The 20,828-nt window shown below is 41.6% G+C and carries 16 protein-coding genes; 9 read left to right on the top strand and 7 right to left on the bottom strand.

Going from position 1 to position 20,828, the window contains the following annotated elements; genetic code table 11:
* Nucleotides 1-32: 32 nt before the first annotated feature.
* Nucleotides 33-542, bottom strand: coding sequence for an acyl-CoA thioesterase (locus DWA30_RS09190; RefSeq protein ID WP_114492246.1), 510 nt, complete (start codon nucleotides 540-542; stop codon nucleotides 33-35).
* A gap of 71 nt (nucleotides 543-613) precedes the next feature.
* A complete protein-coding gene (locus tag DWA30_RS09185) occupies nucleotides 614-1,549 on the bottom strand; it encodes an HU domain-containing protein (RefSeq protein WP_317048347.1) in 936 nt (311 codons plus the stop codon).
* A gap of 124 nt (nucleotides 1,550-1,673) precedes the next feature.
* On the opposite strand from DWA30_RS09185, the gene dprA reads away from it, so the two are divergent.
* Complete coding sequence (dprA, locus tag DWA30_RS09180) at nucleotides 1,674-2,777, top strand: DNA-processing protein DprA (RefSeq protein ID WP_114492371.1); 1,104 nt, start codon at nucleotides 1,674-1,676, stop codon at nucleotides 2,775-2,777.
* Here the strand turns inward: dprA and trpS are convergent.
* The gene (gene trpS, locus DWA30_RS09175; protein ID WP_114492244.1) at nucleotides 2,774-3,742 is read right to left on the bottom strand and encodes a tryptophan--tRNA ligase; all 969 of its coding nucleotides are present in this window, start codon (nucleotides 3,740-3,742) and stop codon (nucleotides 2,774-2,776) included. The two genes, dprA and trpS, sit on opposite strands and share 4 nt — an antisense overlap.
* Before the next feature lie 74 nt (nucleotides 3,743-3,816).
* Here trpS and DWA30_RS09170 point away from each other — a divergent pair, with 74 nt between their 5' ends.
* On the top strand, nucleotides 3,817-4,557 hold the full coding sequence (locus DWA30_RS09170) for a lysophospholipid acyltransferase family protein (RefSeq protein WP_114492243.1): 741 nt from the start codon (nucleotides 3,817-3,819) through the stop codon (nucleotides 4,555-4,557).
* A gap of 88 nt (nucleotides 4,558-4,645) precedes the next feature.
* On the opposite strand, the gene DWA30_RS09165 is transcribed toward DWA30_RS09170, so the two are convergent.
* The 3 genes from DWA30_RS09165 to recA form a co-directional block, all read right to left on the bottom strand.
* Nucleotides 4,646-6,178: a porin family protein gene (locus tag DWA30_RS09165; RefSeq protein ID WP_114492242.1), complete on the bottom strand. Its 1,533-nt coding sequence runs from the start codon at nucleotides 6,176-6,178 to the stop codon at nucleotides 4,646-4,648.
* 2 nt (nucleotides 6,179-6,180) lie between these two features.
* Entirely contained in the window at nucleotides 6,181-6,723 is a 543-nt protein-coding gene (locus DWA30_RS09160) for an RNA polymerase sigma factor (protein ID WP_114492241.1), read from the bottom strand.
* 120 nt (nucleotides 6,724-6,843) lie between these two features.
* Nucleotides 6,844-7,851 (bottom strand): recombinase RecA, encoded by a 1,008-nt coding sequence (gene recA / locus DWA30_RS09155; protein ID WP_114492240.1) that lies wholly within the window; start codon nucleotides 7,849-7,851, stop codon nucleotides 6,844-6,846.
* A gap of 163 nt (nucleotides 7,852-8,014) precedes the next feature.
* On the opposite strand from recA, the gene trhO reads away from it, so the two are divergent.
* From trhO to DWA30_RS09125, 6 genes are all read left to right on the top strand, one after another.
* Nucleotides 8,015-9,046 (top strand): oxygen-dependent tRNA uridine(34) hydroxylase TrhO, encoded by a 1,032-nt coding sequence (gene trhO / locus DWA30_RS09150; RefSeq protein WP_114492239.1) that lies wholly within the window; start codon nucleotides 8,015-8,017, stop codon nucleotides 9,044-9,046.
* Nucleotides 9,047-9,158: 112 nt separating this feature from the next.
* The gene (locus DWA30_RS09145) at nucleotides 9,159-10,334 is read left to right on the top strand and encodes a PSP1 domain-containing protein (protein WP_114492238.1); all 1,176 of its coding nucleotides are present in this window, start codon (nucleotides 9,159-9,161) and stop codon (nucleotides 10,332-10,334) included.
* Complete coding sequence (locus DWA30_RS09140) at nucleotides 10,327-10,815, top strand: gliding motility lipoprotein GldH (RefSeq protein WP_114492237.1); 489 nt, start codon at nucleotides 10,327-10,329, stop codon at nucleotides 10,813-10,815. Before DWA30_RS09145 ends, DWA30_RS09140 begins: the two co-directional genes overlap by 8 nt.
* Nucleotides 10,816-10,817: 2 nt before the next feature.
* Complete coding sequence (locus DWA30_RS09135; RefSeq protein ID WP_114492236.1) at nucleotides 10,818-13,127, top strand: penicillin-binding protein 1A; 2,310 nt, start codon at nucleotides 10,818-10,820, stop codon at nucleotides 13,125-13,127.
* 121 nt (nucleotides 13,128-13,248) lie between these two features.
* Entirely contained in the window at nucleotides 13,249-13,950 is a 702-nt protein-coding gene (locus DWA30_RS09130; protein WP_114492235.1) for a CoA transferase subunit A, read from the top strand.
* The gene (locus tag DWA30_RS09125; RefSeq protein ID WP_114492234.1) at nucleotides 13,950-14,606 is read left to right on the top strand and encodes a CoA transferase subunit B; all 657 of its coding nucleotides are present in this window, start codon (nucleotides 13,950-13,952) and stop codon (nucleotides 14,604-14,606) included. The genes DWA30_RS09130 and DWA30_RS09125 overlap by 1 nt, the downstream gene beginning before the upstream one ends.
* 383 nt (nucleotides 14,607-14,989) lie before the next feature.
* Here the strand turns inward: DWA30_RS09125 and DWA30_RS09120 are convergent, their stop codons facing one another.
* The gene (locus DWA30_RS09120; RefSeq protein WP_114492233.1) at nucleotides 14,990-16,678 is read right to left on the bottom strand and encodes an ABC transporter ATP-binding protein; all 1,689 of its coding nucleotides are present in this window, start codon (nucleotides 16,676-16,678) and stop codon (nucleotides 14,990-14,992) included.
* 207 nt (nucleotides 16,679-16,885) lie between these two features.
* Between DWA30_RS09120 and DWA30_RS09115 the strand changes: the two genes are divergently transcribed.
* Nucleotides 16,886-20,815, top strand: coding sequence for a M36 family metallopeptidase (locus tag DWA30_RS09115; protein ID WP_114492232.1), 3,930 nt, complete (start codon nucleotides 16,886-16,888; stop codon nucleotides 20,813-20,815).
* The last annotated feature ends 13 nt before the right edge of the window (nucleotides 20,816-20,828 follow it).

Below are 20,828 nucleotides of genomic sequence, written 5' to 3'. Positions count from 1 at the left end.
AAATCGCGTATTCTACTAACTTTTCTATAAAGTTACTCGAACAATGCTTTTAATTCTGAAGCTTCGTTCGGTTTCATTTTTCCGGCCAATACCAAACTTAATTGCTTTCTTCTTAAGGCAGCATCATAGCGTTCTTTCTCTAATTCTGTTTCGGGAATTAATTGTGGTACAGGAACAGGATTTCCCATTTCATCGACCGCTACAAACGTATAAATTGCTTCATTCGCCTTGCTGCGCAATCCACTTTCGCGATCCTCGATCCAAACATCCATAAAGACCTCCATCGAACTTTTGAACGCCCTACTAACGTGTGCTTCTACAGTAACTACACTCCCGAGTGGGATCATCTTATTAAAAGCAACGTGATTAACAGAAGCGGTTACCACGATACGGCGGCTGTGTCGTCTGGCCGAAATACTGGCAGCTCGGTCCATTCGCGCTAACAGTTCGCCTCCAAACATATTTCCAATAGGATTGGTTTCGCTAGGAAGTACTAGATCGGTTATTACCGTTCGTGTTTCTTTTGGTGTTTTACTACCCATAGTTCTGTTTTTTTGCAAAGGTAGTAATTCCTACCTAGGCAATGGTCAAAAGAAAGTTGAATATAAAGTGATTATTGATCTAGTTCTTGAACTAGCAACCAAGCATCTTTGTTCTCTGTAGCCTTGATAGATCGTAACGAGCGTAACGCTTCCAATCGATCTTCGAAGCTTTGATAGACTACTTGATGTAAACCGTATCGGTTCTTTCCTATGGCTCGTGCCGAATAGCCTTTTTCCTGAAGTTGTTCTAATTTTTTTTGTGCATTCTCCTCAATTCTGAATGCACCGGCAATTATGTGATATTTTCCGGTTTGCTTCGGAATGCTAACATTTAGCACCGGCAACGGATTTTCTAATATAAAAGTCGCTTCTTGTATTTGATCATCAACCAGTGAATTCGCCTTTTGCTTTTCAGCATAATTGTGATTTTGTACGTTGCTCTCATACAGTTTCATCCCTCCGAAGCTACTTAAAGCAACGGCGATCAAACCAATAGCAGCATAGCGTAGGTAAGGTCGGGTTTCTCGTTTTTCTGGCGTGAATAATAATGGTGTTTTCTCTTTTTCCGCTTCAGAGGATGCGTTGATACCTTCTCGCGATATGGTTGGAGATACAAATGAACTAAGTCCGAAAGAAGCCGTACTAAAATTCTCTGTTTCCGAAGGTATGAATTGAATAGACCGTTCTTCATTTAACGAAAAGGAACCGATCTTTTTAAATTGAATGGTTGCTCCTTCGGAAAGTTGTAAGGCGATCTTTCCGGTAAAATTTCTAATTTTTTGGAGCGCTTCTTCATAACTGCAGTTCTCTGCGGAAGCTACATAATTAGCCAACAACCCATCATTGGTTTGAAGTTGTCGATTAAAAGACACGGTTTTTCCCGGTGGCGTAAAAGTATGTGAATCGGCATCAATACTCGCAGATCGATATTGGGTTAAAAAGGCACCAAATCCTGGAATGATCACACACTCGTAACGGTAGAGTAGGTCGTTTATGTAATTCGCCATTTGCATGTAAACAAACTTAATTTTTTTTTAAACCTTCGTCAATTTTAAATGCATTAAGTTATCAACAACCAAAATTGTTGTATTTTTAAGTGCAACTCCCCTGCAAATTGTCACAAGTACCATGCTGTCTAAAAATGAATTACGCTACACGCTGGCATTACAGCGCGTACCAAATTTGGGAGATGCTTCAGCAAAAAAATTGATTCATCACGTTGGTTCTGCCGAAGGAGTATTTAGCGAAGACCCACGTAAATTGCTAAAAATCGACGGAATTGGCGCGAGCAAATTGAAAGCGCTCAACGATCGTTCGGTCTTAGATGAAGCCGAAGCCGAACTTCGATTCGTAGAACAAAACGGGATCGCCTATAGCTACTATCAAGAGGTGACCTACCCCGAACGATTAAAACATTGCTTAGACGGTCCGCTGTTATTTTTTCATAAAGGGAATATCGATCTAAAAAACAAACGAATTATTAGCATAGTTGGTACTCGCAGCATAACCACCTATGGCAAAGCTTTTTGTGAGAAATTGATTGCAGAACTTGTGCCACTCGATCCCGTGATTGTTTCAGGATTCGCTTACGGCGTAGATATTACAGCTCATAAGGCGGCTTTAAAGCACGGTCTACAAACTATTGCTTGTTTAGCGCACGGATTGAATCAAATTTATCCGAGATCACACAAGAAATATGTGGAAAAGGTGAAAGACCACGGTGGGCTTATTACCGAATTTTGGAGCGATGATCCCTTTGATCGTACTAATTTCTTAAGAAGAAACCGAATCATTGCAGGAATTAGCGAAGCAACCGTTGTTATCGAATCGGGAGAAAAAGGAGGTAGTCTTGTAACTGCAGATATCGCAAATTCATACAACCGTGAAGTCTTCGCTGTGCCGGGACGTGCCACCGACTTGCAAAGTGTGGGGTGTAACTACCTTATACGAACACAACAAGCACATTTAATCAGCTCCAGTTCCGATTTGGTATTTATGCTGGGTTGGAAATTGAAGCCTACACGATCTCCGGTAGTGCAAACACGATTGTTCGACGATCTTTCCGAAGCAGAACAAAAAATTGTCGATTATTTACAACAAAAAGACAAAGAGTTACTCGATAGTATTGCGCTGGGTTGTAGCATCCCCGCCTTTACTGCAGCCTCATTATTACTTACCTTAGAATTAAAAGGTGTGGTGCAACCACTGCCGGGAAAACAATTTAAATTGGTTTAGTATCCTACCTTTTCACGAACACGTGAAAGTACGGCGTTTGCCGTTTTTGTCGCTTTTTCGGCACCTACTGCCAATGCGGCATCGATCTCATCCAGGTGGTTCATATAATAGGTATACCGTTCGCGTTGTTCAGCAAATTTTTCTAGTACAAGTTCAAACAGTGCTTGTTTCGCATGGCCATAACCGTAGCCACCGGCTTCGTAGTTTTTACGCATGGCAGCAATGTCTCCTTCGGAAGCCAATAAAGCATATAACGCAAAAACATTACAACTTTTAGGGTCTTTAGGATCTTCCAACGGTGTACTGTCGGTTTCAATACCCATGATCTGCTTACGCAATTTCTTGTCGGGCAGGAAAAGGTTGATAATATTGTTTTTCGATTTGCTCATTTTTGCACCGTCGGTGCCCGGAATTAACTTGGTGTTCTCTTCCACTTTTGCCTCTGGTAATACAAAGGTCTCACCCATTTGCGCATGGAAACGAGCAGCCACATCCCGGGTCATCTCAAGATGTTGTAATTGATCTTTTCCTACCGGAACGATCTCGGCATCGTATAATAGGATGTCGGCAGCCATTAACATAGGGTAGGTAAACAATCCGGCGTTTACGTCTTCTAATCGGTCTGCTTTGTCTTTAAAGGAGTGTGCCAAGGTAAGGCGCTGATAAGGAAAGAAACAGCTAAGATACCAGGACAGTTCCGTTACTTGTGGGATATCGCTTTGTCGATAAAAAACAGTTTTCGAAATGTCCAATCCAAAGGCCAACCATACCGCAGCTGTACTGTAAGTATTGTTTTTTAAAGTCTCACCATCCTTTATTTGCGTTAAGGAGTGCATATCTGCGATAAACAAATACGACTCATTTTTAGGATCGTTCGCCATTTTGATCGCCGGCACGATGGCACCTAGTATATTCCCTAAGTGTGGGGTTCCCGTAGATTGGATTCCTGTAAGTATTCTCGACATGAATAATTCAATTTTTGGCAAAGTTACTTTTTTTCACGTTTCGGTAGGTTGCAAATCATTATTTTTGATGCGCGATGCAAATTCTTCGTTACATTTTAACGCCCCTCTACCGAATATGGTTCTATATTCTGGTCACTGTGCCTATCGTTATCTTATTCCCTTTACTTATTGTAAGTATCGCAAAGGAAAGTTGGTATCCGTATTTTTTTAAACTAGCTCGACTTTGGGCAACCATCATTCTGTTCGGTATGGGATTCTTTCCTAGGATAAAGCGTCAAACTCAATATGAAAAACGAAAAAGTTATATGTTCGTTTCCAATCACACCTCCATGACCGATATCATGTTGATGTTATATGTAACTCGTAACCCTTTTGTTTTTGTTGGCAAGAAAGAATTAGCTAAGATCCCGGTCTTCGGATTTTTCTATAAGCGCACTTGTATCCTGGTAGATCGGAACAGTCCAAAGAGCAGGCTCGAAGTATTTCAGCGAGCACAACAAAAATTGAATCAAGGATTGAGTGTGTGTATTTTTCCCGAAGGAGGAATTCCAGAAGATGAGCGCATTGTATTGGACGAATTCAAAGATGGTGCGTTCCGTTTAGCCATTGCACATCATATACCTATTGCGCCTATGGTATTTCACGACAACAAAAAGCGGTTTTCGTACACCTTCTTTAGTGGAACTCCCGGTAAAATGAGAGTAACCGTGCTCCCTATTGTGCCAACTGCGATATTAGAATTAGAAGATAGACGTATGTTAAAACTTCAAACGAGAGCAGCAATTTTAGACGAACTTCAAAATCCTTCACTTTAGCGCATAAAAAAACCGCCCTATGGCGAAGGACGGTTTTTTCTGTCATCAATGCTTGGTATAATCCAAACCTAACCAACTAAAAAATAACCTAAAACTTAAAACTCAAACCGGTATACACTCCCAAATAATAGGGCTTAAAACCTACAGATGAATCTGTGTACGGGTTGAGCTGGTATTTAAACATAGGCTCAATATTAAACTTAAACTTTCTACTAATCTTATAATCGAGTCCCAACCCAATATTGGTTGTAAAACTAACCGATGATAAATTGTTGGCTTCCCCTAAGGTTTCGCTAAAATCTGCTGCGCGAACGGAAACATCGTTGCTTCCTAGGAATAACGTACTAAAACCACCAATGACATTAACCCCTATTTTGTTATTTAATAGGGCGTATTTTAATTCTAATGGTACTTCGTAATAATTGATGTTTTGTATTAACGAAACATCGCCCGCAGTGGATTTCGGCGTGATGTTTCCAAAAGGATCTCCATCGTTCATTCCTTCGGCCAAGGTTCCTTTGTCGACAACGGTCAAGACAACTTGTCGGCCACCATAATCGATCGACTTTAAAGCCACTCCCACTGGACCTGTTCCTAGTTCTACATCACCCGTCGCGTAGCTGAGGTCAACATTGCTTACTCCAGAACGCACACTTAATTTATCGGTAATGGCGTAGCTTACTTGTACACCATAACTTAGATTTACGTCTCCACTTTGTGTATTATCAGCAAACATAGCGTCAATCGAAGACCCTTCACCTAAAGTGTTGTAATATACCGGTGCCACAAAAGGACCAACATCCCAACGGTCGTCAATTTTTGTGTTTGGTTTTGTTATTTTTTCTTCTTCCTCTTGAGAGCTTGCGATCGCATCGTAAATAGACGGCTTCTCTTTGTCTTGAGTAACATCTTCTTTATTCGTATCGCCGGTCGTAGTTGATGTTCCCAAGTTTTCGGAATCGGTAGACTTGTTTTCCGCCACACCGGTCTTGGTCTCAGTTACTACTTCTTTTGCTGTATCGATCAAAGGATCTTTTTCGAGTTCATTCTTTTTTGCTTCGGAAACAGTAGCGATGCGTTTATCGGAAGCAATACCTTTATTGGCTTTCTTACGTAACTCGTCATTTGATAGTTCTGCCTTATTTGGTTGCTTCTTTTTATTGTCTGAAGCCACCGTAGTTTCGGCAACTTTTGTGCTATTTACGATTTTGTCTTTAATTGTTCTAGTTGTATTTAGATCATCTTGTTCTTCTGAAGCATCGGTAGCATTTCTATTTTCGGTCTTTTCTTCGGTTGCTTCGGAAGCGATCACGGTCTTCGATTCATTGGAAATTGTGTTTGGATCTTTAGAACTGTCTTCAACGTGTTCAGAAGGATCTTCAGTTACAATGGAAGGATCCTCACTTCCGAAGGGATCAAAAACAGTATTGCCAATGGTAAGCAGTAAGGCAAGTAAAGCAGCGACCCCGGCCACTTTCCACCATAATGGAATAACCTTGCGCTCCTCTTTCTCTTCTTTTAATTGTGCTTGGATCTTGTTCCAAACTTCGGGAGAGGGAGTGGCTTCAAAGTTTTTAAAGCGATCTTTAAAAAGCTGGTCTATGTGCTTTTTATCTTTCATAATTATTCGGCATTTTTTGCCTGCTGGTATGCTTCAATTTTAGATTGTAAAATAGCGCGTGCTCTTGCTAGATTAGATTTAGACGTACCATCACTAATTCCTAACATCTCGGCGATCTCTTTATGCTGATAATCATCGAGCACATACATGGTAAACACCAACCTGTAACGATCGGGGAGTTGCTGTATGATCTCCAGCAAGTAATCTAAAGGAATTCCGTCATCATCTATAGAAACATCGTCTGCTTCATCCTCGATCTGGTCTTCCCTGTGTATGTCAAAAACACGTTTTTTTCGGTATTTCTGAAGTACCGTGTTTACGGTGATCCGTTTCATCCAGCCTTCAAAAGAACCTTTGTCTTTAAACTGAGCTATTTTTTTGAAAATAGTAATAAATGCATCTTGCAAGCTATCTTCCGCTTCAACATAATTAGGTGAATACTTTAGGCAAATTGAAAAGAGTATACCAGAATATCGTCTATACAATTCTCCTTGCGCACTAGCATTTTGCTGCTTACATTGTATGATGAGCTCGTCTAAAGTCAAATTGCAGTACCGTACATTATATTGTTGATAAATCTTACGCTAAGTAAGTGGCAACCAATAATTGAGGGTTCTACACACTGTAGATACCGTTTGCTAAAAAGGGTTGCGTCCAAGCTGAAATTAGGCATGAATGGCCGCGATCGAATCTTTGATCTTTTGCTCCAATTCTTCCATAAGTTCCGGGTTGTCTTGTAGTAAGGTTTTTACCGCTTCGCGCCCTTGACCTAGTTTGGTGTCGTCGTAACTAAACCACGAACCACTCTTTTTAATGATCTCAAAATCGACGCCAAGATCAATGATCTCACCTACCTTAGATACACCTTCACCGTACATGATATCAAATTCGGCAGTTTTAAAAGGAGGGGCCACTTTATTCTTAACCACCTTTACACGGGTTTTATTACCCATTACCGAACTATTGGTATCTTTAATTTGTGTCGATCGACGAATGTCCAACCGAACCGAAGCGTAGAACTTAAGTGCGTTACCACCGGTTGTGGTTTCCGGATTTCCAAACATTACCCCAATCTTTTCGCGTAACTGATTGATAAAGATCACGGTACATTTGGTCTTGCTTATGGAACCTGTAAGTTTCCGAAGTGCTTGCGACATTAATCGCGCGTGAAGTCCCATTTTACTGTCACCCATTTCACCTTCTATCTCACTTTTTGGCGTTAATGCAGCTACCGAGTCGATAACTATAATATCTATAGCACCACTACGGATCAAATTATCGGTGATCTCCAAAGCCTGTTCTCCATTATCGGGTTGCGAAATAATCAGGTTCTCTATGTCAATTCCCAGTTTTTCGGCATAATATCTATCAAAAGCATGTTCTGCATCAATAAAAGCGGCAATGCCTCCTTTTTTTTGTGCTTCTGCAATGGCGTGCAAGGTCAATGTAGTTTTACCCGAAGATTCCGGTCCGTAGATCTCGATCACTCGTCCTCTAGGATATCCACCCACACCCAAGGCAACATCAAGACCTAAAGATCCGGTTGGAATTACATCAACTTCTTCTACAGCCGAATCACCCATCTTCATTACGGTGCCTTTCCCGTAGGTCTTGTCCAGCTTGTCTAATGTTAGTTTTAAGGCTTTTAGTTTTGCGTCTTTTTCAGTACTCATGTTTGTATAAAATTTATGTGGGGAGTGAATAGGCTAAGGTACTATTTCTTTGTGTTCATCACAAAGGTTCCCACCCTCTAATTATACTTTTTGTCAACATGCCCGAATTGCTTAAATTTGCCTCCTGTTTAAATAAAATCTTTTACACTAAATAAAGTATAGCATGCAACTGTACAACACCTTAAGTGCAAAAGAGCGGGAAGCATTACTTGAAAAGGCCGGTGAAGACCGTCTTACCCTCTCTTTTTATCAATATGCCAAGATCGGCAATCCTAAATTATTTAGAAATCACCTATTTATTGCGTGGGACGAACTGGAAGTCCTAGGACGTATTTATGTTGCCCACGAAGGTATCAATGCGCAATTGTCTGTTCCCGCTAAGCGTTTCAATGAATTTAAAACCTTCTTGGACGGAATTTATTTTCTGAAAGATGTTCGTTTAAATATCGCCATAGAACACGACCTTAAGTCGTTCTTAAAACTAAAGGTGAAAGTGCGAAAAAAAATTGTGGCCGACGGGCTCAACGATGAAACCTTTGACGTGCGAAACAAAGGAGTGCACGTAGATGCTTCCACCTTCAATGCCTTGATCGAAGATCCCGATACTATCTTGGTCGATATGCGTAATCATTACGAAAGTGAGATAGGGCATTTTAAAGGTGCTATCACACCCGATGTAGACACCTTTAGAGATTCATTAGACATAATAGAAGAAGATCTAAAAGCGCACAAGGAAGATAAAAAACTCGTCATGTATTGTACAGGAGGAATACGATGTGAAAAGGCCAGTGCGTATTACAAACACAAAGGATTCAAGAATGTGTTTCAATTAGAAGGCGGGATTATAGAATACACCCGACAAGTAGAGAAAAAAGGACTGGAAAATAAGTTTATTGGAAAGAACTTTGTCTTCGACCATAGGCGTGGAGAACGAATCACAGAAGATGTCATTGCGCAATGTCACCAATGTGGTGCGCCTTGCGACTCGCATGTGAACTGTGCTAATGAAGCCTGTCATTTATTATTTATTCAATGTGATTCGTGTGCCGAAGCTATGGAGAATTGTTGCTCTACCGAATGTCAAGATATCATCCAATTGCCCTACGAAGAACAGAAAAAGCTTCGGAAAGGAATTCCTAACAGCAATAAGATATTTAAGAAAGGACGTTCGGAGAAACTAAAGTTTAAAAAATAAATTCGGAATTCTAATTTCAGAATTCATCATTAATTATTGGTATCTTTACCTACTAAAGATAATGTTTAATCTACGTCTCTTTTCTTCTGAAAAAGAGCAATATATATAAAATATGGGCTGTACAAGCTGTGCCTCGGGTACCAATGGTCAGCCAAAAGGATGCAAGAACAATGGGACTTGCGGTACTGATGGCTGTAATAAATTAACGGTATTCGATTGGCTTTCTAACATGTCACTTCCGGGTAATATGGAGCCATTTAAAGGGGTGGAAGTACGCTTTAAAAATGGTAGAAAGCACTTCTATCAAAATGCCGAGGACCTTAGTTTAAGTGTTGGCGACATTGTTGCTACCGAAGCTTCTCCGGGACACGATATTGGTATCGTTACCTTGATGGGAGAACTGGTGCGTGTTCAAATGAAGAAAAAGAACGAAGCCCCAAAACCCGAAGCACTTCCGAAGATCTACCGAAAAGCAACTCAAAAGGACATCGATGTGTGGCAAAAAGTACGAGATCGCGAGGCTGATGTACAAAAACAGTCCAGAGAGATCGCCATACGACTTGGTCTTCAAATGAAAATTAGTGATGTCGAGTTTCAAGGCGATGCCTCAAAGGCCATCTTTTATTACACCGCCGAAGAACGAGTCGATTTTAGACAACTTATTAAAGAGTTCGCAAGAACCTTCAACACAAGGATTGAAATGAAACAAGTAGGGTTTCGTCAAGAAGCCGCTCGCTTAGGAGGAATTGGGTCCTGTGGTCGTGAATTGTGCTGTTCTACTTGGTTAACCGATTTTAGATCGGTAAATACTTCGGCAGCACGGTATCAACAATTATCCCTTAATCCTCAAAAACTTGCCGGGCAATGCGGGAAGTTGAAATGCTGTCTTAATTACGAACTTGACACCTATTTGGAAGCATTGGAAGCCTTTCCGAAGAGCGATGTAAAGCTACAAACCGAAAAAGGCCCTGCCGTTTGTCAAAAGATCGACATATTTAAAGGATTGTTGTGGTATTCGTATGTAAAGGATGGCATGAACTGGCACCAGCTTTCGGTCGAAAAGGTAAACGAGATCATCGCTTTAAATAACAAAGGGAAAAATGTGGCCAGCTTAGAAGAATTTATAGAGGACACTCCTGTTTCGAAGAAAAAGGAATTGTTTAGCAATGTTGTTGGTCAAGATAGTTTAACGCGTTTCGATCAACCAAAACAAAAACGCAAGAAACGTCGTAAAAAGAGCAGGAACAGAAATAAGAATCGCAACCGAAATTCAAAAAAGAATGCGTAATTTTTTAGTTGTTTTTGGTGTCGTCCTATTGTGTGTGTCGTGTAATACCGATACCGTAGTTAGCGGCAATCAAAATATTTCAGGAGGATGGGATGTAGACCAACCAGCCGTTTTTGAAATTCCTCAATTGGACTCGCTTCAAACGTATAATATGTTCCTGAATGTGCGAAACACGAACGACTATAAGTTTAACAATTTGTTTTTGATAGTTCGTATGGACTTTCCACACGGTAAGGTCGTAACCGATACCTTAGAATATAGAATGGCGCATCCGGACGGAACATGGATGGGTCAAGGAATTGGTAGCGTAAAAGAGAATAAGTTGTGGTATAAAGAAGGCATACGTTTTGCAGAGACCGGAAATTATAACATAACTATAACACATGCGGTTCGCAATAACGGTGCTGTAGAAGGCGTTAAAAATCTAGAGGGAATAACCGACGTTGGGTATAGTATCGAAAAAACAGATCAAGAAGAGTAGCCATGGCAAAGAAAAAAACAACAAAAAAAGCAACTAAAGATGTGGGGCGACATATTAGAACCTTTTGGAAGATCTTTGCCGGATTCATAGGGCTAATAATCCTTGTTTTCTTATTAGCATCTTGGGGTGTCTTCGGAAGCTTACCCGATGAGACGAGTCTTGAGAACCCCGAAAAGAACTTAGCAACCGAGATTATCGCGAGCGATGGCAAGGTGATTGGGAAATTCTATAAGGAGAACCGCACCCCGGTCCCCTATGAAGCATTGCCAGACCATCTAATAAATGCCTTGATCGCAACCGAAGATGTACGCTTTTACGATCATGCAGGTATCGACGCTAAAGGTACCGTGCGTGCAGTCGCATTTCTGGGAACCAAAGGAGGCGCGAGTACCATCTCACAACAGTTGGCTAAATTGTTCTTTACCGAACAAGTTTCAAGAAATAAACTACAACGAGGTATACAAAAGATCAAAGAATGGATCATTGCAACACGCCTCGAACGCAGATATACCAAAGAAGAAATCATTACCATGTATTTTAACGAATACGATTTCTTAAATCAGGCGGTAGGAATCGAATCGGCAGCTAATATTTATTTCGACAAGCCGCCTTCAGAATTAAACACAGCCGAATCGGCCATGTTGGTAGGAATGTTTAAAAACTCTTCCTTGTACAATCCGGTGCGAAATCCGGTTGGTGTAAAGAACCGTCGTAACGTTGTACTATCACAAATGGAGAAGTACGGTTATATTACCGAGCAAGTAAAGGATTCCTTGCAGGCAACTCCACTTAATATCGAATTTACGCCCCAAGGGCATGTAGAAGGATTGGCTACCTACTTTAGAGAATACGCAAGAGCGTTTATGGCAGACTGGGTTGACAAGAACCCTAGAAGTGACGGGACCAAGTACAATATCTATAGCGACGGATTAAAAGTGTATACGACCATCGATTCTAAAATGCAACAGTATGCAGAAGAGGCAGTCGACCTTCATATCGCCAATTTGCAAAAATCCTTTGACGAACAGAATGAGAAAAATAAAACAGCTCCTTTTAGAGATTTAACCGAAGAGGAAACGAAAGGTATAATGAACAGCGCCATGCGTCGAAGCGATCGCTGGCGTATATTGGAGGAGCAAGGTAAGAGCGAAAAAGAGATCATCGCAAGCTTTAAGAAAAAAACAAAGATGCGAATCTTTTCATGGGGTGGCGAAATAGACACCTTAATGACCCCAATGGATAGCATACGCTATTACAAGTCGTTCTTACGTGCGTCATTAATGTCCATGACGCCTCAAACAGGGGAAGTCAAAGCATGGGTTGGTGGTATCAACTACAAGCATTTTAAATACGACATGGTAAAGACCGGTAAGCGACAAATAGGGTCTACCTTTAAACCTTTTGTGTACGCTACCGCCATCGACCAAATGCATATGTCGCCTTGTGACACCTTGCCTAATACGCCACATACCATTCCGGCAGGAAAATATGGCTTGCTAAAACCATGGACTCCCAAAAATTCCGGTGACACCTCAGGTGAAATGCTTTCACTGAAAACGGCCTTAGCACAATCGATCAATACGGTCACGGCACGTTTAATAGACCGAGTTGGGCCACGACCGGTGATCGACCTCGTTAAGAAAATGGGTGTGGATACCGAAAATATACCCGAAGCACCCTCTATTGCTTTAGGTACTCCAGATGTCTCGTTATACGAAATGGTAGGTGCCTACAGTGTTTTTGCTAATGAAGGCGTTTACGTGAAACCCACGTTAATTTCAAGGATCGAAGATAAGAACGGTACGGTACTTTATCAAAGCGTTCCTGAAACCAAAGATGTAATTAGCGACGAGTCGGCGTATGTTACTGTAAGTCTAATGGAAGGTGTGACACAGTCTGGTTCTGGTGCGAGATTACGTGGTACTTGGGCTACTACCAACAAATTTTATAATGAGGTGGTAACAGGTTACCCTTACGATTTTAAGAATCCAATTGCGGGAAAAACAGGTACTACACAAAATAATAGTGATGGCTGGTTTATGGGGATGGTACCCAACTTGGTAACGGGTGTTTGGGTTGGAGGCGATGATCGTGCTACGCATTTTGCCTCAACGCGATACGGTCAAGGAGCAACCATGGCCCTGCCTATTTGGGCTATTTATATGAAGAAGTGTTACGAAGATGAAGCGTTAAATATCTCGACGGGAAGCTTTAATCGACCCTCTAATTTGTCAATACAAACAGATTGTTCTAAATGGCGAGAAGATAATACCGATACGAAAGACGAGATTATCGATGAATTCGATTTTTAGACAGAAGTTATTTTTTTCTAGGCTTTCTTCGGAAGGAACTCTGCTTCAATTTTAGTATTTTTATCCAAACAAAAAGGAGCACTATGTTTCATAGTGTCAGTTTTCAGAAAAAATAAATTAAATGATCAATAAAACGGTATCTAACGTTCAAGAAGCCTGCGAAGGCATCAAAGACGGGATGACATTTATGTTGGGTGGGTTCGGACTTAGTGGTATTCCCGAGAATGCTATTTCCGAATTGGTTCGTCGCAATGTTAAAGAGGTGACTTGTATTTCAAACAATGCAGGCGTAGATGATTTTGGACTGGGATTGTTGCTTCAGAAACATCAAATTAAAAAGATGATCTCTTCTTACGTAGGTGAGAACGCAGAATTTGAACGACAAATGTTAAGCGGAGAACTGGAAGTAGAGCTTATTCCACAAGGAACACTTGCACAACGTTGTAGAGCAGCGCAAAGTGGAATTCCGGCATTCTTTACCCCTGCCGGCTACGGAACAGAAGTAGCCGAAGGAAAAGAAGCCAGAGAATTTAACGGGAAAATGCACATATTAGAAAAGGCTTTTAAAGCAGACTATGCTTTTGTCAAGGCTTGGAAAGGCGATACCGCCGGGAATTTGATCTTTAAAGGAACCGCACGTAATTTCAATCCGAATATGTGTGGCGCAGCCACTATTACCGTTGCTGAGGTTGAGGAACTGGTTCCGGCCGGTGAACTGGACCCTAACGAAATACATATCCCCGGAATATTTGTACAGCGCATATTCCAAGGAGAACGCTACGAAAAACGTATTGAACAACGAACCGTAAGAACGAAGGCCTAATGAGTTTATCGAAAGAACAAATCGCACAACGTATCGCTAAAGAAGTAAAAGATGGGTATTACGTAAACCTAGGAATTGGTATTCCCACCTTGGTCGCTAATTTCGTACGAGACGATATTGAAGTCGAGTTTCAAAGTGAGAATGGCATTCTAGGAATGGGCCCTTTCCCCTTTGAAGGAGAAGAGGATCCTGATCTTATAAATGCGGGAAAACAAACCATTACAGCCTTGCCTGGTGCTTCGTTTTTCGACTCTGCTACCAGCTTTTCTATGATTCGTGGACAACATGTAGATCTCACTATCTTAGGAGCTATGGAAGTTGCACAAAACGGAGATATCGCTAATTGGAAGATTCCCGGGAAAATGGTTAAAGGTATGGGAGGCGCCATGGATCTAGTGGCTTCTGCCGAGAATATTATCGTAGCTATGATGCATACCAATCGCGCAGGCGAGTCTAAACTACTTAAAGAATGCAGTCTACCATTAACAGGTGTGAACTGTGTAAAAAAGATCGTGACCAACTTGGCCGTGCTCGAAATAGAACATAACCGCTTTAAATTATTGGAACGCGCACCGGGCGTAAGTGTGGAAGAAATTCAAGCGGCTACACAAGGAGAACTTTTGGTCGAAGGTGAAATTCCCGAAATGAAATTGTAAGTAACTATCATTAATAAGCAACACATCCGATGTTTTTACATCGGATTTTTTTTGATTCAATTGTAAGAAAAACCTTAATTAAAATACGAAAATGTTAAAAAAAAGTGTATTACAACGAAAAAAAGTGTTTTTAATCGTGTTTTTTGAAAAAGTGTAGGATATTAGCAGTCCCCAAGAATAACTAACAAAACCTACTTATGCAAACGATCATTAACTCTCTGAAAAATACGGTGCGATTGCTAAACAACGTACTGTATGTAGCTAAAAAAGTGTTTTTACTAATGTAATGCCTTCAAGGTGTTAAGAGTACATTACCCCGAATCTGCAATGATTCAAATAGTTGGTCCCGTTCTTTGTGAGGTTAGAACGGGACTTTTTTACTGTTACAATCCCTTCGGAATCGCATCTATTAATTTCTTGGTGTACGGTCGTGTAGGGTTCTCATAGATCTCATCGGCATCGCCCATCTCTTCTATCGCACCCTGATTCATTACAAGTAATTGGTCCGCCATGTATTTTACCACCGCAAGGTCATGCGAAATAAATATATAGGTAAATCCAAAATCCTCTTTAAGCTCATTGAGCAAATTAAGCACTTGCGCTTGTACCGAAATATCCAAGGCCGAAACCGATTCATCGCAAATAACGAGTTTGGGTTCCATGGCAATGGTCCTGGCAATACCCACACGTTGGCGTTGACCACCGGATAGCTCATGAGGATAGCGATGGTAATAACTGCTGTCTAGACCCACTCGCTCTAACAGCGAAAACACGCGCGCTTTACGTTTTTTCCTGCTGCTTTCGATCTTATGAACCTCCATAGGTTCTAGTAAGGCTTCACCTATTAGTAATCTCGGATTTAATGACGAATATGGATCTTGAAAGATTAACTGTACCTCTTTTCGCAACTTCCGAGTTTCCGAAGCCGTAAGTGTCGTTAGTTCCTTACCACGGTATCGTATTGATCCGGCGGTCGCAGTCTCTAGCTGCAAAATTGTCTTTCCTAAGGTCGATTTACCACAACCCGATTCGCCTACCAATCCCACGGTTTCTCCTTCGTAAACTTTAAAACTCACATTATCCACGGCTAATACGCGCTTATCTTTGGAAAAAATACCGGCATTGCTTACATATTCCTTTTTTAAGTTGTTTACTTCAAGGAGAGGTGCAGCTGTATAGACTTTTTTATGTCGAAAGGCACGTTGTTGAGCACTTACTTCATTGGGGGTAAAAGAACCATCGGCCAACGAGGCTATGGTAGGTAGTTTTTTAAGTCGAACGTCAAGTGTAGGTCTCGATGCCAAGAGAGCCTTGGTGTAGGTGTGGTCTGCTTCGGTAAAGATCTTGCGTACCGATCCGGTCTCTACAATTTTTCCTTTGTACATTACAACGACGGTATCGGCTATCTCACTTACTAGGCTAAGGTCGTGTGAGATAAAGATCATGCTCATGTTGGTTTCTTTCTGAAGTGATTTCAACAATTCTAAGATCTCTTTCTGAACGGTAACATCTAACGCGGTAGTGGGTTCGTCTGCAATTAAAAGTTTGGGTTTACAAGCGATCGCCATAGCGATCATTACCCGTTGCATCTGGCCGCCACTAATTTGATGTGGGTAACTATTAAAAATTTCATGAGGCCGTGGCAGTTTTACCTTTTCGAATAAGGATAAGGTTTCTTTCTTGGCTTCGGAAGCAGACATGTTTAAATGATGCATTAGGATCTCGACAACTTGAAATCCGCAACGAAGCGACGGATTTAATGCGCTCATTGGTTCCTGAAAGATCATGGAAATGTCTTTCCCTCTCAACTTTCTAAGTTGTTTTGGTTTTTCTGAAAGCAACTCCTTCTCTTCAAATAATATAGAGCCATTACTATGAGCGGTCTTTTCGGGCAACAATCCCATGATGGCCATAGAAGTCACCGATTTGCCCGAACCCGATTCCCCTACAATTCCGACAATCTCATTTTTAGAAACAGAAAAGGAGATTTGATGCACCACTTCGACCGCTTTCCTTTTTTTTCCGAAGGAAATAGAGAGGTTATGACAACTTAAAAGAGTGTTTTCCGGCATAAAATCAAAGATAGTATAATGGCAGCAATTTATTGATAAATGCACAAAACCTAGTAAGTCACTAGGAATTAGGAATTTGCGGTCAAATTGTTAATAACTTAAGGTTGCAGTTCATCGAATAAAATTTGATTTATGATAAATAAATTGTTCTTTCGTTAACGTTTTTTTATAAAATGAACCTAATTATTAACAAAAACCTAATTCATTATGAAAAAAATCTATTTTTCCGCAATGCTATTTTTCATTGCAGGACAAGTGTTTTTTGCACAAAGTACGGTTGAATCGGTAGTTCAAAACTACTTCAATGTACTAAAAGGCGAATCACACTTTAAACAAGCCGATCTTAGTCAATTCGAGATCACCGATGTGGTGCCTTCATTGAATCCGGATGTGAAACATGTTTATGTTCAACAATTTCATAACGAGATCCCCATTCAGTACGCCACCTATAAATTATCGGTAAGAAATGGAAAGGTTACCTATCACGTAGACCAATTTGTTAGCGACATTAATTCTAGAGCACCTATTGCAAGTGCTTCATTAAGTCCAGAGGACGCCGTGCTGCGAACGGTGCAAAACCACAACCTTAAACGTCCTGTCTTAACCGGTTCTCGGAACGCAGAAGGGACTTATGTTTACAATGATCCTACCGCTGCGCTCGAACCTATTAAGGTAAAGCAGCTCTACCAAATGCATGAAGGCCAACTGCGATTGGTTTGGAATGTTAGCTTCTACCAGTTGGATGCACAACATTGGTGGAATGAAAATATTGATGCAAGTACCGGAGAAGTACTGCGTACCGAAGACTGGGTTATTACCTGTAATTGGGGTGATAATCATAGCGATCATGGACATGATGGGAAGTCGGTCGACAATCTAGTAACGGTCGAAGAGGCGCCAACGAGCATGTTGGCAGGAGAAAGTTATAATGTGTATGCCATGCCTTTTGAGAGTCCGTTAGACGGTGGCCGTTCTATCGTAAACGAACCACAAGACCCTATTGCCTCACCTTATGGATGGCATGACACCAATGGTGCCAATGGTGCCGAGTATACCATTACACGTGGAAACAATGTTTGGGCGCAAGAGGATGCCAATGGTAATAATGGAACCGGATATTCACCAAATGCAGGTTCCGGTTTGGATTTTAATTATTCTATTAATCTAAACAATCAGCCTAGTTCGTATAGAGACGCGGCGATCACCAATCTTTTTTACTGGAACAACATCATGCACGATGTGTGGTATCAATACGGATTTGATGAAGCTTCAGGAAATTTTCAAGAAAATAACTACGGAAGAGGTGGTGCAGGAAGTGACTCTGTAAATGCCGATGCACAAGACGGTAGTGGATTGAACAATGCCAACTTTGCCACACCGGGCGACGGAAGCAATCCAAGAATGCAAATGTTCCTTTGGTCCGGTAACCCACAAATAGACGGTGACCTTGACAACGGAATTATAGCACATGAGTACGGTCACGGAATCTCAACACGACTTGTTGGAGGACCAAATACCAACGGACTTGGTGGTTCAGAACAAATGGGTGAAGGATGGAGCGACTGGTTTGCATTAATGCTCACCATAAAAAGTGGTGATGCAGGCGGCGATGCTCGTGCTATAGGAAACTACGCATTAGGTCAAGGGTCTAATGGTGGTGGAATTCGACCAACACCATACTCAACAAATACTTCTATTAATGGAACTACCTATGGTGACATTGGGAGCTTAGCCGTTCCTCATGGGGTTGGCTATGCTTGGGCAACGATCATTTGGGATATGACTTGGGCCTTAATAGACCAAGAAGGGTTCGATCCAGATTTTTATTACGGTACCGGAGGTAACAATATTGCCATGGCACTTGTTATTGAAGGACTAAAGAACACACCAAACAACCCTGGATTTGTTTCGGGACGAGACGGTATCTTACAAGCCGATCAAGACCTTTATGGCGGACAGTACAACTGTCTTATCTGGGATGTATTTGCCGCTAGAGGTGTAGGCGTAGACGCCAACGAGAACACCAATGGAGGAACAAACACTAACAATGACCAATCGATCTCATTCGTGAGTGGTTGTTCAGGACCACCAACACCGGAAGCATGTTCTGCAACGGTTTCAAACTATCCGGATACAGAGAGTTTTGAGTCTTCTTTTGGAGATTGGTCACAATCTACTCAAGATAATATAGACTGGATTAGAGATGCTTCAGGAACGCCCTCTAGTAATACAGGACCTTCTGCAGCAGTTGACGGAAACACTTATGTGTATGTAGAAGCTTCAGGTAATGGGACGGGATATCCAAGTAAAAGAGCGATCTTGTATTCGCCTTGTTATGATTTAAGCGGACAAAATGATGCTACATTCAACTTTAGTTACCATATGTATGGTGCTGCCGATATGGGAAGCATCGATCTTGAAGTAAGTACCGATGACGGCGCTACCTGGTCTAGTATTTGGAACCGCACCGGAAATCAAGGAAACCAATGGAATGCAGAAAGCATCGACCTAGGTGCTTATGCCGGCGAAAGTAATTTCCGTATGCGTTTTAATAGACTCACGGGCAGTACTTGGCAAGCAGATATTGCGTTAGACGCATTTGAAATGGAAGGTGGAAGTACAGCCGATACCCAGGCGCCAACTGCTCCTACTAACCTATCTACAACCGATGTCACTACAACTACGGTAGATCTAAGCTGGACAGCTTCGACCGATAATGTGGGTGTTACCGGCTACGACGTATACCAAGGAAGTAACAACTTAGGTACCGTTACCGGGACAACAGCACAAGTAACCGGCTTGACAGAAAACACTTCCTACTCCTTTAGAGTACAGGCGCGTGACGCGGCCGGGAACCTGTCACCGTTTAGTAATACTGTCAATGTAACTACCGATTCTACCGGAGGCGGTGGATGTACCAATGGTGTTGGAATTTCTTATGCTGAAAGTTTTGAAAGTTCGTTAGGAGCTTGGACACAATCTACAGCAGATGATATCAACTGGACACGCGATTCAGGTGGAACTCCATCAAGTAATACCGGACCAAGTTCAGGATCGAACGGAGCATGGTATATCTATGTGGAAGCTTCAGGAAACGGAACGGGTTACCCGAACAAGCAAGCAATTTTAAATTCTCCATGTGTCGATCTAGGCGGGGAGACCGAAGCTAGCTTTAACTTCGATTATCATATGTACGGCGCTTCTGATATGGGAAGTATTTCTCTTGAAGCCAGCACCGACGGAACCAATTGGACAAGTATCTGGAGTCAGACAGGAAATCAAGGAAACCAATGGAACGCAGAAAGTGTAAGCTTAAACGCCTATGCAGGAGCTAGCGTTCAGTTGCGATTCAACCGAATTACAGGAAGTACTTGGCAAGCGGATATTGCGATAGACAATATTAGTCTGTCGGCAGGTGGTGGCGGAACGCCTCCAACCGGATATTGTGCTTCAAATGGTAACAATACCAACGATGAGTACATTCAGCGTGTTCAAATTGGAAGCATTAATAATGCGACCGGTGCTTCGGCTGGTGGATATGGTGATTATACTAACTTATCGACCAACTTAAGCAGCAACAATACGATCACAATAACGCCGAGATGGACAGGAACAGTCTATGCTGAAGGATATGCAGTATTTGTAGATTGGAATCGCGATGGTGATTTTAACGATGCTAATGAATTAGCGTATTCTAGAAGTGCGACCACCGCAACGCCTATTTCAGGGTCGTTTACAGTGCCTACGGGAGCATCGTCCGGACCAACTCGCATGCGAGTTTCCATGAAATACAATGGAATACCAACAGCTTGTGAGAGTTTCCAATGGGGAGAAGTTGAAGACTACACCGTAGTTATTCCTTCCTCTTTACAAGGCGGTGATCCAATTATTGGAGATAATAATACGGAGTTATATGGATTTAGTTTATATCCAAATCCGGTAAATAGAGGCGTACTGAACATCAGTATTGTAGATGTAGAGCCTACTAGTTATACCATTTACTCGGTGACCGGTCAACGACTGCTACATGGTTCATTTACGACCAAGATCGATGTGTCGAACTTGTCTACAGGAATGTACTTATTAGAAATTGAAGCAGAAGGCCAAACATTGGTCGATCGATTTATAGTCGAATAATCCTAATTTAGTA

The sequence above is a fragment of the Candidatus Ulvibacter alkanivorans genome (assembly GCF_003333325.1).
GTDB classification, from domain to species: domain Bacteria; phylum Bacteroidota; class Bacteroidia; order Flavobacteriales; family Flavobacteriaceae; genus Ulvibacter_A; species Ulvibacter_A alkanivorans.
This window is presented reverse-complemented; position numbering and strand designations above follow the sequence as displayed.